This window comes from Pseudomonas sp. (genome assembly GCF_030150285.1).
Taxonomy (GTDB): domain Bacteria; phylum Pseudomonadota; class Gammaproteobacteria; order Pseudomonadales; family Pseudomonadaceae; genus Aquipseudomonas.
Genome location: NZ_JASLGE010000043.1, coordinates 40,728 through 57,650, shown reverse-complemented (window position 1 = coordinate 57,650; position 16,923 = coordinate 40,728). Strand labels below are relative to the sequence as shown.

Genomic DNA, 16,923 nt, shown 5'->3' with positions numbered 1-16,923 from the left:
TTGCTAGCCGGGGCTTTGCGTAATGCTACGGGCTATCAGAGCCCCGTTTGGCCACTCAGGGCCAGGTCCAGCAACTCACGGTTGGCCACCGCATACATGGCGTAGTCATTGCCAGTGGCGGCCCGCAGGTCGACCAGCATCGAGCGCCAGCGCTCAACCATCGAGCTGTTCTGCTCAAGCCACAGCGCCAGACGCGTTTCGATATCCGCCGGAGCATCGGCCATTTGCAGCACCGACACCGTGATTGCACGCTGCTGCCAGTCGATGTCGTCGCGGAAGGCTTCACGTGCCAGCGCCTGCCAGTTGTTCTCCACCGGCAAATTACTGATTTGTTGCAAGTACCACGTCAAGTCCAGCGCGCTGCCCACGGCAAAATATGCCTTGGCCACGTCGACGGCGTTCTGGCCCGTGACATCCGAGGCCTCGATGATCGGCAACAAGGTGTACAGGTGCGTCGTACCTGCCACCATGCGCGCCAGCAGCTCCGGCACACCCGCCGCCACATAGGCTTGGTAACGGGTTTGCCAGCCTTCGCGGGTCGGGCCCTCGAGCAGTTCGTCGAGTTTGAGCCCCAGCGCGGCCAGGTGCGGGCCGAAGTGCGCCACGTCCCGCGCAGCATCCAGTTCGTTGCGACGGCTGCGCAAGAACCAGCGGGTTGCGCGACGCCCCAGGCGCATCAGTTCATCCATTAACGCCAGCTGGATTTCAGCCGGCACCTGATAGTCCAACGCTTCGATCTGACGGAACCAATGCGGAAGATGGAAGATGTCCCGTACGATCACATACGCGCCGGCGACATTCGCCGCACTCATGCCGGTCGACTCTTTGAGCCGCTCAACAAAGGTGATGCCCATGTGGTTGACCAAATCGTTGGCAATCTGGGTGCTGACGATTTCGCGCTTCAGACGGTGGCGGCGCATGGCCTCGGAAAATTTGCTGACCAGCATCGGCGGGAATGCGGTTTCCATGTCGCGGGCCAGGTAGGTGTCATCCGGCACCTGAGAGTTGAGCAGCGCTTCCTTGAGGTCGATTTTGCTGTAAGAGATCAACACCGACAGTTCGGCGCGGGTCAGCCCATGGCCGGCCGCAATGCGTTCGTTAAGCTGTTCCTCGGATGGCAGGAACTCAATGGCGCGATCCAGCTTGCCACGGGCTTCGAGGTCGCTCATCAGGCGCTTGTATTCGGCAATGCGCTCGTAAGCACGACGAGCCGCCAACGAGATGGCTTGCGTCTGCTTATAGTTATTGCCCAGCACCAGCGCGCTGACTTCGTCGGTCATGCTGCCCAGCAGCTGATTACGCTGTTTCTGGGTCATATCACCGGCCTGCACCACTTCGTTGAGCAGGATCTTGATGTTCACTTCATGGTCGGAGCAGTCCACGCCCCCGGCGTTGTCGATAAAGTCGGTGTTGGTGGCCCCGCCATTCAGACCAAACTCCACACGGCCCAATTGGGTCATGCCCAGGTTGCCGCCCTCGCCCACCACCTTGCAGCGCAACTCGTTGCCATTCACGCGCAACGCATCATTCGCCTTGTCGCCCACATCGGCATGGCTTTCGCTGCTGGCCTTGACGTAGGTGCCGATGCCGCCATTCCACAGCAGGTCAACCGGTGCTTTGAGCAAGGCATTCAGCAACTCGGTCGGCGTCAGTTTATCGGACGTGATTGCGAAGCGCTCTTTCATCTCGGGCGAGATGGCGATGCTTTTGGCGCTGCGCGAAAAAATCCCGCCGCCTGCCGACATGATGCTCGTGTCGTAATCCGACCAGGCCGAACGCGGCAGGTCAAACAGGCGCCGGCGCTCGGCAAAGCTATTGGCAGGCTCCGGGTTAGGGTCAATAAAGATGTGTAAATGGTTAAACGCCGCCACCAGTTGCAACTGCTCGGACATCAACAAGCCATTACCGAACACGTCACCGGCCATGTCGCCAACGCCCACCACGCTGATGCTGTCTTTCTGAACATTGATGCCACGCTCACGGAAGTGGCGCTGCACACCCACCCAGGCCCCCCTGGCCGTGATGCCCATTTTTTTATGGTCATAACCGGCCGAACCGCCCGAGGCAAACGCATCGCCCAGCCAGAAGCCGTAATCGATAGCAATGCCGTTGGCGATGTCCGAGAACGTCGCCGTGCCTTTGTCAGCGGCCACCACCAGGTACGGGTCATCATCGTCGTGGCGCACCACGTTCAACGGCGGTACCAACGCGCCGTCCTTCAGGTTGTCGGTGATGTCCAACAGGCCCGAGATAAAGATGCGGTAGCAGGCAATCGCTTCGGCCTGGATCTCGTCACGGCCGCCGCCCAGTGGCAAGCGACGCGGCACAAAGCCGCCCTTGGCCCCCACCGGCACGATGACCGAGTTTTTCACCTGTTGCGCTTTCACCAGCCCCAGCACTTCGGTACGGAAGTCTTCTTCACGGTCCGACCAGCGCAAACCGCCGCGCGCCACCGTGCCAAAACGCAAATGCACGCCTTCGACCCGTGGCGAATACACAAAGATTTCGAACTTGGGCACCGGTTTAGGCAGCTCGGGGATCAAGTGCGGGTTGAACTTGAAGCTGAAGTACGACCGGTTCTGACCGTTAGCGTCCGGCTGGTAGAAGTTGGTACGCAGGGTCGCTTTGATCAGGTCCAGATAACGGCGCAGGATGCGGTCTTCGTTCAGCACCTGCACATCGTCCAGGGCCGCAAGAATGGCCTGCTCCAGCCGCTGCTGCTTGTCGTCCAGGTCCTCGGGGGCCAGTTTGCGCGCCAGATAGAAACGGGTTTTGAACAGCCGGGTCAGCTCGCGGGCGATGTCGGTGTGGTTGTTCAGGGTGCTGGCGATGTAACCGAGGTCGAAGCCCAGGCGAATTTGCTTGAGGTAGCGGGCGTACGCACGCAGCAGCGCCACGTCGCGCCACGGCAAACCGGCGGTCAGCACCAGGCGGTTAAATGCATCGTTTTCGGCATCGCCGCTGACGATATGCACAAAAGCATCTTGCAGCGTGTCATTGAGTTGCTGGATGTCCAGGTTCAGGCCTTCACCGGCGGTAAAGGCAAAGTCGTGGATCCAGAACTCACGGCCATTGACGTGACGCAGGCGATACGGAAACTCGCCCAGCACGCGCAAACCGAGGTTTTCCAGAATCGGCAATACGTCGGACAGCGCCAGCGGTGTGTCCGCGTGGTACAGCTTGCAATGCAACTCCTGGCCCGCGCTTTGGCCCAGCGGTTGATAAAAACTCATGACCAGCGGATTGTTTTCGCTAAGGTTCATCAGGTGCTGCATATCGACCACCGCCGAATGCGCCGCAAAGCGCTCGCGATAGCCGGCCGGGAACCCTTTCGGGAAATCACTGAGCACCTTGGTGCCATTGGCTTCACCGAAGCTTTCGACGACCAGGCTCGCGTAATCGTCCTTCCAACTGCGGCAGGCCTGAATCACTTCCTTTTCCAGCAACAACGGGTCGATATCAATCCGGTTTTTCGGATCGACCCGCAGAATCAACTGCACCCGCGCCAGCACCGATTCGGAGAAGAACGTCCAGAACTCGCAGTCCGAGGCTTGCAGACGCTCCATCAGCACCTGCTGGATCTTCTGGCGCACTTCAGTGGAATAAATGTCCCGCGGGACATAGGCCAGGCAATAGCAGAAACGCCCGTAAGGGTCTTTGCGCAGGAATACACGGATTTTGTTGCGTTCCTGGATCTGCACAATCGACATTACTGTGGCAAACAGCTCATCCACCGGGGTCTGGAACAGGTCGTCACGGGGCAGCACTTCCACCACCTGGGCCAGTTCCTTGCCCAAGTGAGCCTTGGGCTGGAAGCCCGAGCGGCGTTCGATTTCAGCGACCTTACGGCGAATATAAGGAATCACCCGCACGCTTTCGCCATACACCGAGGAGGTGTAAAGGCCCATAAAGCGGCATTCCTTGATGACCTTGCCGTCGGCATCGATCTGGCGAATGGACACGTAGTCCGGGTACGCCGGGCGGTGCACGCGGCTCGGGTGGGCCGCCTTGGCGAACGACAACAGCGTGGGCTCACGCAAGTAGCTGACGGCGTAGTCTTCGATGCGCAGGTCTTCGGCCGTGAGGCCGGCGCGCAGCAATTTGGTCAGGCCCAGGAACGACTGCGGGTCATACTCGATGTGCCCGCCGTCCGCCTCGTCACGTACCACAAATTCTTCATAGCCCAGGAAGGTGAAGTGGTTACCCACCAACCATTCCAGAAAACTCTTGATCTCGGCTTTTTCATCACTGTCGACGGCATAGGGCCCATTGTCGACGCTGTTCAACAACGCCTGCACCTTGGCCTTCATCGGTTCGAAGTCCGCGACCACGATGCGCACTTCACCCAATACCTCTTCCAGCTCTTTGCTCAACACGGTCAACTCGGCCGCGTTCAGGCAGCGGTCGATTTCCAGGTACATCAGCGATTCTTGCGAGATCCCTTCGCCGGTGCTGCCCTTGGGCAGAATCTCCAGCAATTCGCCCTTGGCACCGCGCCGTACGCTCAAGACCGTGGTTTGCAGGGTATGGATGCTGTAACCGCGCCGGTTCAGCTCGGTGCGCACCGAGTCCACCAGAAACGGCAGGTCGTGGTGCAGCACTTCCACGGCCGTGTGGGTGGACTGCCAGCCATGGCGTTCGTAATCAGGGTTGTAGACCCGAACCTGAGGCTGGGCCGGGTCGAAACGTTCCAGCAAGCGCCAGGCCGACAGCGTGCAACCTGCCAGATCAGACATCCGCCGCTGTGTGAGTTCATCCAGAGAAATAATGCCGAAGAATTGTTCTGCGAACAGTGCCACTTGTGGCAGTGCCTGTTCACTGATGTGCTGCGCCAGTGCCGCTTGCAGTTGATGCTGGAAGTCGGCCTTGCTGGCTGCGGTGAAGAACGCCATCTGTGGTACTCCGCTTGGGCTTGTTATTGAGAGAAGCGTCGCGTGTTGCCCTACTGCGCAAGGTGCATCGTGGCAGTACACCTTGAAAACACAGCGTGACAAGGTGATGAAGCCAGGCGTGAACCTGGGGTCACACCCACATTCCAGAAGGGTTATCTGTAAAAACGACTGCCCAACGAGCGGCTGTGTCTTTACACATAACGGTCCCGGGTGCAGCTTAACGAGTGCGCGGTACAGCCTGCTTGCGATGCGGCGACATATTCGGTCATCGTGTCGAAACACAACGGCCCGCCATAGAACAACCCTAGCAGCCACAGGCCATAAACTTCATAAAAACGCCTGATAATCAGACATCAAACAAGGAATTGGCTTACAGCTGATTACCCTTCATTTGCTACAAATCGCCATTCAGCCCAGCACAAACAGGCGCAGGCTGGCAAAATTGGCGTTTTGTTCGCCTTACCCGCGCCCCAGGCGCCAGGATTACCCCATGCTGATGACCACCGACCACCTGATCGCCAACCCGTGCGACGACGAAGAAGACAACCTGGCCATGCTGTGCTGCCTCAGCGCGCAGGGCGAAATGTTCATGATGAGCCGCTACCCCGACGAAGATGAACTGGATATCACCTTGGGCGAGAACGACCCTTCGACCGTTGAAGGCGTGAAAGTCACCTTGAGCGCGGGCCGCTTGCTGATTGAAGTCGCCGCCCAAGACAGCGACGCGTTCAACGGTGAGGACCACCTGGACATCCGCTTCGACCCGGCGGCCACCGACCTGGACGAAGTCGAACAAACGCTGAAAATCATTCTGGACGGTACCGGCACCTATATCAGCGAACTGAGCTGATTCGCCCGCCGTTGCCATGCGCCGGGCTTATCGCACCCGGCTCATGGCAAGCATACTGCCCACCACAATTGCCGCGCCCACCCCCACCCCCATGGAGACCGTGCTGCCCAGTACAACGGCGGCCATCACCATCGCCACCGGGGGCACCAGGTACATCACACTCACCGAGCGGCTAACCTGCGTGTGCGCCAACACATAAGCCCACAACAGGTACGCCAGCGCACTGGAGAACACCCCCAGCAACAGCACGGCCCCATTGACCCGCGCCGGTGCATTCATGACCTGCTCCAACAATCCCGGCCAATACACACTCAACTGCAACGTTCCGGTCCAGATCGTGTAGCACACAAGGGTTAGCGGGCTGTAGCGGTTTGAATAATGCTTTTGCAAAGTGAAATAAACGCTCCAGGACAAGGCCGCTAGCAGAATCAACAGGCCCTGGGGATGGAACGTCCCCACCCCTTTATCAGCCACGATCACCATCAGCGCGCCCGACAACCCGACGCCCACCCACAACCAGCGCCAGCCACTGACGGGCTCTTTTAGAAACACATGGGCAATCAATGTGCTGAACACTGGCGCGGACTGCGCTAACACACTGGACGCCCCAGGGCTGACCCAACGCTGCCCGACATTAAGCGCCACGTGATGCAACACAATGGCGAAAAAACCCAGCATCATCAGCCAGGGCACATCCCTGAGCCGTGGCAGCCCAACCCGCAAAACCAGCGCAACCGCCGCCATAAAGGCCGACGCGATGAGAAACCGAAGCAAGGCCAAGTGCCCCGGCGAATAACTGCCCAAACCGACGTGAATACCTATCGGGGAATAGGCCCAGCACAGCACCACCGCTGCCATTGCGGCGAAAAGCGGCAGCTTGTTGAAACGCTGTCGCGCAAGGTTGGACGAAATAGTATTGATGGGGTTTATGTTGTGCATCGTGTCCACGCCTTCTGAGGGCTCATGAGCACAGTGCTCATTGACGTGCGTCAGCGAGCCTGTGGACCAGGCTCGATTTTTTGTCAGCCCCCTCTGCACAACAAGTGTTTAATAGAGACTTCAGCCTTCTGGTGGAGTGAGCAATGGAATTAAGCCAGTTACGCATGGTCAAGGCTGTAGCCGAGTGCGGCAGCATTGCGCGGGCGGCCCGGCAGTTACATTGCGTGCCGTCCAATATCACCACCCGGATCAAACAGCTGGAGAGTGAACTGGGCACAGCCTTGTTCACCCGTTCAGGCCGGGGGTTGCGCATCAGCGCAGCAGGCCTGGTTTTTATCGGCTACACCGAGCAAATCCTCACGCTGGTCGAACAGGCCAAACGTGCCGTCCAGCCACAGGCCGTGCCCACTGGCACTTTGCGCATCGGTGCCATCGAATCCTGCGCGACCGGCCGACTGCCGTCATTGCTGGCCACATTCCATCAACGCTACCCGCACGTGCAACTGGAACTGGTCACCGGCCAATGGGCACAGTTGCTGGACGATGTGCTGCATCATCGGTTGGACGGTGCCGTGGTGGCTGTCGATGTCGATCAGCCCAAACTGTCTACAACCGCGCTGTATCATGAAGAGCTGGTAATCATTGCCGGTGCCCAGGCCGCACCGCTGACAAGCCTGCATGATGTGCCTCAACACACGGTGTTTATGTGGCCACGCGGCTGCCCCTACCGCGCCGCGCTCGAAAACTGGCTGGACACGCATCAACTCGACACCCACAAGATTACCTACGCCAATTGGGGCAGCATTATTGGCTGTGTAAGCGCCGGGGCAGGCATCGCGCTCGTCCCCCAAGGGATGCTTGAACACCTTGGATCATCAGCTCAGGTAACACGCTATGGCTTTAACGCGCTGACGCCCGTACTGAATCGTTTTGTGTGGCACAGCGAAAGTGGCTCACACGGTGCGCGGGATGCGTTCGCAGCGCTGCTCACCGAGCAACTGGGCGTTGTCGCACCCGCTGAATTCAATTGATCAAGTCAATCGACAGCATAGACTCATACACCTCGCGCCCTGACACGCGCGCAGCGCTTTCAGACAGGAGTGGTTCAATTTCAACGCGGGCGTTAAATGTTTTCCCTTCAATCACCTGACCATTTCGCGTAGCGACCAGGCTTTCACCCGGCCGCCATCGCACACTGGGCTGTGCCCCCCCTTCCATAACACCCTCTGGGCGGATGCTGTTCAACAGAACGGCGTGGCCGTCCACCTGCGCGTCCATCACCTGAACCGTGAGACTTCCACGGCTGCCATATTGCACATCACCATTGGCCGCATGGCTACTGCGCAAACCCAGCCGCAAAGGCTGGCTGTAGGGGCACACGACGCTCAGCATCAGCGTACGCTTGCCAAACGTCAGGGTTTGCCGGTTACCGGCCTCTTCTAGCTGCCAACGCGTCAGGCTGCCGTAATCAATCACCGGAGCCCCCACCGAAATGACGCAGCGTGTGTCCACCGGCAAGGTACCGGGCATCTGCGGGAGTATCGTGCTAACAGCGGCCAGCACTGTCATTGACTGAGCCATCGCCAGCCCGAGCACTATTTTAAGCACTGAAAATTTCACATCATTCTCCTGTTAGCGGCAAACCGCATCAGCGGTTTCATACAACTCGCTGGACTGCGCCTCTTCAGGCAACTGAAGGGTAAATGTGCAGAGCTTGTGCCCGGATGATTGCACCTCATAATCAACGTCGGCCTCGGCATCCGGCACAAAAACAGTGCCGTCATCGCCCACCACGGTCACAAAGGCATCTTTCGCATCAAACACACTGGCACCGCGCGGCAGCGGCTGATGCTGGCGGTCCAACACAGTGACCAATACGCGACGGGTACGTACCACATCAAAATTCACATAACTCACCGAACCACGGGCGGCCTCGGTGTCTTGCCAGGCGTTAGCGATATCGACATTCTTGGGCAAGCTGCGCGTATCCACCTGAATCGACGACTGCTTGTAACTGCTCAAGGACGGCAACACGGCATAGCCACGGCGGTCAGTCCAGGTGGTGCCACCCGGCGTGTCCACGCGGACACCGCCTTCATTGCCCACCTTGGCAATACCAAATGTATCGCTGACGCGCCGTGACGACAGCGTCACCCCACCGTCATGGACCACCACGCCCCCGCTCGCTCGCCCTGACCAAGACTTGAAGTTATTGGAGTCGCTGCTGACACTGGCGCTGAGCTGGCTAACAGACGTCGCCATGTCCATGCTGGCTGTGGTCGACGTGCGCCGGTTTTCAAAGTCCCGGTCCGTGGAAACACCCCATCCGAAGTCCTGAATGCTGCGGTCGCTGTAGCGCATCCCGGCGCGGCTACCCCGGTTCGAATTGTTGGCGTAACTGCTGACGCTACGGCTCTCCCCAAACGGAATGTTTACCGTCAAATAAATACGCTTGTCACCGTCGCTGCTCAGGCCATTCACATCCTGCCCCTGACGGCCGCCGTCATACTCTACGCTCGCGCCGACGTACACCTTGCCAAACGACTTGCTCCAGTTACCGCGTAAATACTGCGTGCTGCTGCCGTCAAAGGCACTGCCCCGCGCCCATGAAAAAGACAAGTTACCCAGTGCCTGTTGCGACCAGTTGATACCGGCCCCCACTTGTTGGCGGCTGCGCCCGTCGGTCAACGTCTGGTCCTCTTGCAAGGCATCGCTGAGCTCGCTGTAACCGAATGTCTGTTGGGAAACATTGAGGCTCACACCCACACGTTCGCTTAAGCGCTGACTCAATGAAGCCGTCGCCGACAGCCCCTTCGTACCGTGCCGATTATCCTGCGCTGTGCGGGCCTGAACCGAAAGCGTAGTCGCGCCAGACAGCTGCGTATCCAGGCCCAGTGCTCCTGCCCGGTAAGGCGTGGAGCCCAGCAGGCCGGCACTGAGCGTAGTCCTGGGGTTCAGCACCCAGCCGTTGGCAACCGTGCCGATGATCGGGGATTCACTGCTGCCCTCCTGATCAAGCTTGCCGACACCGAACGATAAACCGGGAGCCACCGCCGCACCGTTCATCAACAGCGTGGAGGCCGGCACCACAAACTCACGCTTAGTGCCGCTGCTGTCAGTGACCGTCACATTCAGGTCCGAACGGGTATTGAGCAGAGGAAAACCCTCCAACCGAAAAGGCCCGGCCGGTACGGTCGTGCTGTAAACCAGCGCCCCGGACTGGCGGACTTCTACAACGGACTGGCTGTCGGCAAGCCCTTCAACCAGGCCTGCCCCGCCCTTGCCACTTTGCAAGGCGGCCTCAGGAAATACTTGAAGGCCAAAGACCTGACCGGTACCGAATAGCGAGTTGGACAAACTGATTTGGCCCGTCTGCAACACCTGCTTGATATCGGTGAAGCTGCGCTGGGCATAGGCAGCCTGGTGCTGAACGCGGTCTTGGCCATCCAGCCGCGAGAAGGTTTGCCGACTGCGCACAATCCAGTCGCTCAAGTTGAATCCGGCTTCAGTATTCATTTGCATGTATTTCACGCCCGCCGCCGCACCACCCGAGTCCATATAAGACGCGTCGTAGTTGAGCATTCCGGCGAAACCGCCACGGGTCCAGTTACCACTCTCGATGCCCGGAGCTGCAACCGCCTGCGCTGGTAGCACGAGTTCCACGCGCCCTGCGCCGGGATCCAGTAGCCATTCAGTTTGTGGCCATGCGGTTTTCAGGTCAAAGCACGAAGCGTGCTCAGAAAACTCGGGAGGGGTGATCAACCCGGCGGCTTTCAAGAAGGTAGCATCGACACACACTTGGCCATCCTGCCCGATCTGCACCGTCGTCCTGCCGCGAGCGCTGCCGTTGACCGTCAGCACCACGGTCGCCTCACCAGGCAAAAAGCGCGGCGCATGACGGAACCACTCCGCCACCTTGGGATCAATCCCCCGAGCCTTGAGTACCTGCACATCGAAGGTCATTTCATCGGAAGGCTCAAGGGGCTCGGCGGCCATTGACATGGCTGACGTTGCCATCACGGCGACCAGTGCCAGCGAAAGCGATGAACGTTTGAAAACACCAGGCGCAGAGGTGCCGCGCAGATTGGGCGAGAGCAGCATGTGTCATTGACTCAGCGGGGCATCGTAGGTGTTGACCGTGAACCCCCAGGTTGTTGCGGGTGAGATTTGTACCTGTTGTGCTGAACCGGCGGGTTTCTTGCCTTGCAATTCAAGGGTCAATGTCTGGCCCGGCAGCACATAGCTGTTAGGCAGGTTCCAATGGGCACCCTCAGGCAGGGTCTTGACACCTTGCCCCAGACGCACCACATAGGCGGACGGGTTGTTAACAACCAGGTTGTTACCGCTTTGCTTCCACACCAAGCGCTTCCAGGGTGCAGGATCTTTCTCCAGGCCTTTGGGGCGAATAAGCACCGGCAAGTTTTGGCGCACCGTCATGCGCACTTCACTTTTGCCTTTTTGTTGCGGCGGCATCCCTTCAAAGATCACACGTTGCAAACGCTCTGCTTTCAACGGTTCTTTAGAGGTCAGGATAAAACGCACGCGCTGGTTTTTACCCGGCTCAACCCGTGCTACCGGGGGCGTCACGTTTAACAGTTGCTGTTTATCCTCCGCAATATACGCCAGCGAGGTTAATAACATGACCGGGGTGTCGTCTGTGTTCTTGATGTTAATAGAACCTTCGCCATCGCCCTCTTCAACAATAACAACGGACGTTTCAGGCACCATGCCCGTGGCCTGAACGTAAAGCGGGGTGAATAAAAAGGCAGACACGCCAGCCATCAACAACCTGGATACTTTCATTATACATTCACCTTTACAAAAACAAGCACTGGCTTGCACATGACCGTAATCATGGACGACGCATCAAGGACGAACACTGCAAACAGCGACGCGCATTACAGATACACGATCTCAATTGTGCTCTGCCCATCCAATTGAATAGCACTATTAAGATCGAGTTCTTCGAGCTTATTAATATAAGCCTGCACTTCAAGCTGACCATTAAGTACCGTAAATGGCAGCGGAAGTTCAGTACCCGGGGTGGCCCATGACATATAACGAATCGCAGAAAAAACAGTGTAAAGACTGATAGTAGCCCTCGTGGGATCCCAATTATCCGGGGCATTATCAGAGTTCTGCCAAATATTAACCACATTATTGCCATCGGCCGTAAAGCTTCCGGGAACAGGTCTGAGTGCATAGCCGCCAATGGGCGTTCCACCGTTAACGCCAAGCCCGACCACCGCTTGAGAGACGCCATTAAACAGTTCAACCGGTGAAGATGCAGCACGTGAAGGCCCGGTTTCAGTTCCCCCGGCAACTGTCCCCGGACGACCGTTAATGGCCTTTATTGCAATTTTGGCAGGGGCCGTACAACTAATCGAAAGCCCCAGCGTTTTGACATCCAGCGGGGTATACGATTTCGCACTCAACTGGTCCGCAGTGATATAACCGTAATCAATAACGCCGTCGCTGCTCAAGGTGGGTGTACATGCACCAGGGATCAGCGTACCCGTAACGCGCAGGTCCACGCTTTCAGCGTGTACCGATAAGGCATGAGCCATTAGAAAAACCCCACACCCAACAACAAAACCTCTACAACTCATGACGTAATCACTCATTCATTAACGACAGTCAAGCCTTGATCAAATCTGTTGTTCGTGACTACGTGCATCGCTCATATTCAAATGAATCAATCACGGGCAAACAACAAAAAGCCGACCATCCCTAATCGTTAAAATAACATTTCAAAAAACCCAACACTGACTTAAACAGTAGTCGAGCTCTCAATTTTTGGCTAATAAAATTCATACTGCGCCGCACCAACCCTTCGCACGACAAATTAGCTGGCAACATCATGTTAAACCCGGCGAGTATAGACTTATTCAAACAGTGGAATGCCGCGCACCCTTACACAATTCACCCGGCCCGCCACACTCAAATGAAGTAAACGTCCGCCAGCAGAAGCTGATGCGCCTGATTACAGATAAACCAACTCAAGGGTGGTCATGCCATCCAACTGAACGGCACTGTTGGTATCCAACTCAGTGGTATTGTTCAAGTACGCTTGAACCGCAAACTTTGCACTGAGGTTGGTGATAGCTATCGGAGTGTGTATCGTCGCCGAGTCACCCCATGAATATGTCAATATCCCTCCGGGGACATAGTAGAGATAATAAAGAGGCGATACCGTTCCAGGCGGAAAGGCTGCCCACGTATCAGCAAAAGAATGAATTTTGAAAAAGAGTTCCTTGCCATCTGCCATCAGCGTATTATTGATCACTGCGACTGCGTATCCGCCGATATTCTTCCCCCCCGAAGTACCCAGACCTGCCACAGTAATCACGTCAATGCCCAGTAACCCCACCGGCGAAACTGCCGTACTGTTGGGGCCCGATTCCACTGCGCCCGCTACCGAGCCCGGGCGACCATTAAGCGCTTTAATGGCGACTTTAACCGGCGCATCACACTTAATAGTAAAATCAAATTCCTTTTGTTCCAAAACCGTGAACTCAGTTTTGCTCAGCTTATCAGCCGTAATATACCCGAAATCAATATCGCCACTAATACCCGGCGTGCACGCCGCTGGAATGATGGTACCTTCTACTCTCAAGTCTACATTTTCAGCCATTGCCGGCATGGAAATAGCTGCCAACATGGCTAATTTGAAAATAGACACCTTAAGTACCCTACTGAAAAAAACGTTGCCTTTTAAATGCATAGTCATTCACCCTTGCCAACCTGCCTGAATTAAAAAAATCATGCTGCGATAATATTTGGTAAACTTTACCTACAAATACCTACAGTACATATCGGACTAACCCTACGAGAATGTAGGTGTTGAGCTACGCGCTTGTAGGGATAAACCTACATTTCTGCTCAGGCACATCGGAAGGGCTTGGACAGGGCATCATCACGACAGAAGCATACTTTTCTCAAAACGCCCAGGTCTTTGACCCGCGCCTGGCACTATCAGGCACTATCGTTTCAGTTTCAAACCGCGCGCTAACCGTTCTCTTCAACGTTAACCACAGAAATCCAAGGTTTAGCGAAGATCAGGAAAAGTGAACGCAAGCAAGAAAACGGCCGGGGTAGCGCATGATGTATGGGTTGAAAACAAGCACTCAAAAAACCAACGCCGGCACTCATGTAAATCACAGCATGGTTTGCAAACGCTGAAACAACATACACATCACAAGTAAACGATCTCAATGGTGCTCTGACCATCCAACTGAATAGCACCATTCACATCAAGGTCTTCAAGTTTATTAATATAAGCTTGAACTTCAAGCTGACCATTAAGCACCGTAAAAGCCAACGGAAGACCGACTCCAGATTCGGCCCAGGAAATATAACGAGCCACCGCATTAAGCGTGTATAAACTGACATTACTTGCGGTAAGATCCCAATTATCCGGATCGTTATCAGAATTCTGCCAGATATTGACCACGTCATTGCCGTCGGCCTTAAAACTGCCTGGCACAGCTCTTACCGAATAACCGCCAATGGGCGTCGAACCACTAAGACCCAGCCCTACAACCGTTTGAATAATCCCATCAAATAACACAACCGGCGATGATGCCGCATGCGAGGGCCCGACTTCAGTCGCACCGGCAACTGTGCCCGGGCGGCCGTTGATTGCTTTTATGGCGACTTTGGCGGGAGCTGAACAGATGATGGTAAATGCCAACGATTTGACGTCTAGGGCGGTATACGAATCCAGACTCAATTTGTCGGCCGTAATGTAACCATAATCAATTACGCCTTCGCCGCTCAACGTGGGCGTGCAAGCCCCGGGAATGAGTGTACCTGTCACTCGCAAATCCACGCTTTCAGCCTGAGCCAACATGGAATGAGCGATCAGAATGGCCACACAGCCAACAATAACGCGCTTATAGTTCATGACAATGGTTACTCATTCATTAGCGACAGTGGAAGGGATGGGAGCCCTGACGCATCCAGCTCACCAACCTTTATTGATTCAAATGAGTGAAACACTTTTAAAAATGACTACAACCGCACACCCCACTCTCGGAGGCCCACGATGAACTTTAGTCGCTGCATAAAATATTTTCGAGCGAACATCAGAAAAAGTGAAAATATTTCGCAGGGCACCTAATCAGTCAATAGAATAATAGCTACGTTCTGTAAGCTTTGCGAGAGCCATATCAACCATTAATAGTGATTAAGTACAAACAACCTGAGTATCACCGCATTGACATCAACCTATTCAAACAGTGTAACCACCACACCCCAACAGCGATCTGGCGGAATTTTAATATTCAAATGCAGTAAAATCGCCTTGGATATTTAACAACAGAAGGGTGTGCCAAGCCGGTCCATCGGGGCATAGAGACCCCGCTTCATCTCTTTGCATAGAGCGAGCGCCTGTCAGGCGACGCTCTCCCAGGCCGGTGAGCATTTGAATGGGTAACAGGACCGATACGCAATTTCAAACAGAGATCAGGCTGTGCACGAAAGGTGTCTGCGCTCAGTGATGCTGCATGACTATTGTTTCCTCCACCCCCTGCTACCCATCGATCTCAAGCTAACACGCGAAGGGAATGATCCAAGACCAGCAGATCACACCTGGCACTTTATAAATACACCAGTTCGAGGGTGGTCGAGCCATCAAGGACAATGGGCTTGGTCAGGTCCATCTCAACCGACTTATTCAGATAAGCTTGAATCACCAGCTTTGCAGTCAAATGTTTGATAGCCGACGGTCCAAACACGGGTAAATTACTGTGAGCCCAAGATGTTTTGTTGACATAATTATCACCATACAACCCCACTATATCCCCGGAAAACCCTGTCCATTTAACGTCATTTGTAGTGTTTACCTGCACTTGCATAGCTTGGGTACCGTCCAACAGGCTGTCCGTCACCAGCCCAATCGCATACCCCCCAACCTTGTACATGTCACCGCCAAGACCAACGACTCTTGAGTAAATGGGCCCCCACAGCTGGACGGGAACAGTCGCTGTATTGGAGGGCCCCGTCTCTATGCCCCCTGCAACTGTACCCGGCCGATTATTGATCGCCTGAATGGCTACTTTTACAGGCGCGGCACACTCAATGGCGAAATCAAGCTCCTTTTTATCCAGCACGGTGAAGTCAGTTTCACTCAACTCCACTTCCGACAAATCATACTCAAAGTAATCCCCCATGCTCAACCTAACTGCACACGCCGCTGGGTTAATACTACCTTTAACGCTTAAATCGACACTGCCCGCCTGAGCGGGCTCGGATATGACTATCAGCATGACCAGTGTGTGCGCAGACAATTTGAAAACTTTCATCATCACCACTAATAAATTAAAGGCACCTGTAAAAACCACTGAGTTCTGAATATTTTCGCAACCCCGCCCGCTCTCGCCTCGCCGAATCTTCGTTCGAAAAGAAGGTGTACCGAACCCAGAAAACAATCCACCCTCAAGACTTGCTACTTACAGGTAAACCAATTCAATCGTGGTCAAACCATTTAATTGGATAGCTTTGTTGGTATCAAGCTCTGGCTTTTTATTCAGAAAAGCTTGAACAGCCAGCTTGGCGGAATAATCCTTGATCGCAGCAGGTGCCAACCCATCAGCCTTGTTCCATGAATACAGCAACGCAGTACCTGCCGTGGTAGCTCTGTACAGATTAGAAATAGTGTTAACCGACGCACTCCAGTTGCTACCGGCGTCTACGCTGTATAAAGGTTCGGCAGCAACGGTGTCCGCTATCATACCAGCCGTAACAAGACCAACCGCATACCCACCAATAGGGGCCTCACCGTCAACACCCAAGCCAACGACAGTGGGGGTTGCCATACCCAAAAGATTAACTGGCGATTGCTGACTGGTATTTGCCAAGATTGGCCCGCCACCCGCCACCGTACCAGGCTGCCCATTAATGGTCCTGATAGCCACTTTAACCGGCGCATCGCAGTTAATCGCGAAGTCCACTTCTTTTTTATCCAGCACGGTGTAAGCAGTCGCACTCAACTGTTCCGCCGTCACATTGCCATAATTAATCTCGCCCGTAATGCTAGGCGTGCACGCCGCCGGGATGATAGTGCCTTTAACAGCCAGCTCAACACTTTCAGCCATAGCCTGTGTGGAAGTAACGGCCATCAAGGTCACGGCGCAAAAAGACAGCTTGAAGTTTTTCATTTCGCTCTCGCTCATTCATTAAAGACAGTTAAAAACAGCAATGCCGCTTTCACAGTCAAATCAAGATAAGTTCATTCAAACA

At 55.4% G+C, this 16,923-nt stretch carries 12 protein-coding genes; 2 read left to right on the top strand and 10 right to left on the bottom strand.

Annotated features, from left to right (window positions below):
- Positions 1–35: 35 nt before the first annotated feature.
- Positions 36–4,892, bottom strand: a complete 4,857-nt coding sequence (locus Q1W15_RS10105; protein WP_300727231.1) for an NAD-glutamate dehydrogenase — start codon at positions 4,890–4,892, stop codon at positions 36–38.
- A 490-nt stretch (positions 4,893–5,382) separates the two neighbouring features.
- Here Q1W15_RS10105 and Q1W15_RS10100 point away from each other — a divergent pair, with 490 nt between their 5' ends.
- Positions 5,383–5,742, top strand: a complete 360-nt coding sequence (locus Q1W15_RS10100; RefSeq protein ID WP_300727228.1) for a hypothetical protein — start codon at positions 5,383–5,385, stop codon at positions 5,740–5,742.
- Between the two features lie 27 nt (positions 5,743–5,769).
- On the opposite strand, the gene Q1W15_RS10095 is transcribed toward Q1W15_RS10100, so the two are convergent.
- Positions 5,770–6,600 carry a DMT family transporter gene (locus tag Q1W15_RS10095; protein ID WP_300727743.1) on the bottom strand — a complete coding sequence of 277 codons (831 nt, stop codon included), beginning with the start codon at positions 6,598–6,600 and terminating at the stop codon, positions 5,770–5,772.
- A 224-nt stretch (positions 6,601–6,824) separates the two neighbouring features.
- On the opposite strand from Q1W15_RS10095, the gene Q1W15_RS10090 reads away from it, so the two are divergent.
- Positions 6,825–7,712 carry a LysR substrate-binding domain-containing protein gene (locus Q1W15_RS10090; protein WP_300727226.1) on the top strand — a complete coding sequence of 296 codons (888 nt, stop codon included), beginning with the start codon at positions 6,825–6,827 and terminating at the stop codon, positions 7,710–7,712.
- Here Q1W15_RS10090 and Q1W15_RS10085 read toward each other — a convergent pair.
- From Q1W15_RS10085 to Q1W15_RS10050, 8 genes are all read right to left on the bottom strand, one after another.
- Positions 7,705–8,301, bottom strand: coding sequence for a fimbrial protein (locus Q1W15_RS10085; protein WP_300727223.1), 597 nt, complete (start codon positions 8,299–8,301; stop codon positions 7,705–7,707). The two genes, Q1W15_RS10090 and Q1W15_RS10085, sit on opposite strands and share 8 nt — an antisense overlap.
- Positions 8,302–8,313: 12 nt before the next feature.
- On the bottom strand, positions 8,314–10,782 hold the full coding sequence (locus Q1W15_RS10080; protein ID WP_300727220.1) for a fimbria/pilus outer membrane usher protein: 2,469 nt from the start codon (positions 10,780–10,782) through the stop codon (positions 8,314–8,316).
- Between the two features lie 3 nt (positions 10,783–10,785).
- Complete coding sequence (locus Q1W15_RS10075; RefSeq protein ID WP_300727218.1) at positions 10,786–11,484, bottom strand: fimbria/pilus chaperone family protein; 699 nt, start codon at positions 11,482–11,484, stop codon at positions 10,786–10,788.
- Between the two features lie 95 nt (positions 11,485–11,579).
- The gene (locus Q1W15_RS10070) at positions 11,580–12,248 is read right to left on the bottom strand and encodes a DUF1120 domain-containing protein (protein WP_300727214.1); all 669 of its coding nucleotides are present in this window, start codon (positions 12,246–12,248) and stop codon (positions 11,580–11,582) included.
- A 416-nt stretch (positions 12,249–12,664) separates the two neighbouring features.
- Positions 12,665–13,411 (bottom strand): DUF1120 domain-containing protein, encoded by a 747-nt coding sequence (locus Q1W15_RS10065; protein ID WP_300727211.1) that lies wholly within the window; start codon positions 13,409–13,411, stop codon positions 12,665–12,667.
- A 465-nt stretch (positions 13,412–13,876) separates the two neighbouring features.
- The gene (locus tag Q1W15_RS10060) at positions 13,877–14,587 is read right to left on the bottom strand and encodes a DUF1120 domain-containing protein (protein ID WP_300727208.1); all 711 of its coding nucleotides are present in this window, start codon (positions 14,585–14,587) and stop codon (positions 13,877–13,879) included.
- Positions 14,588–15,281: 694 nt separating this feature from the next.
- The gene (locus Q1W15_RS10055; protein ID WP_300727205.1) at positions 15,282–16,112 is read right to left on the bottom strand and encodes a DUF1120 domain-containing protein; all 831 of its coding nucleotides are present in this window, start codon (positions 16,110–16,112) and stop codon (positions 15,282–15,284) included.
- Between the two features lie 21 nt (positions 16,113–16,133).
- Complete coding sequence (locus tag Q1W15_RS10050; protein WP_300727202.1) at positions 16,134–16,841, bottom strand: DUF1120 domain-containing protein; 708 nt, start codon at positions 16,839–16,841, stop codon at positions 16,134–16,136.
- Positions 16,842–16,923 lie beyond the last annotated feature (82 nt).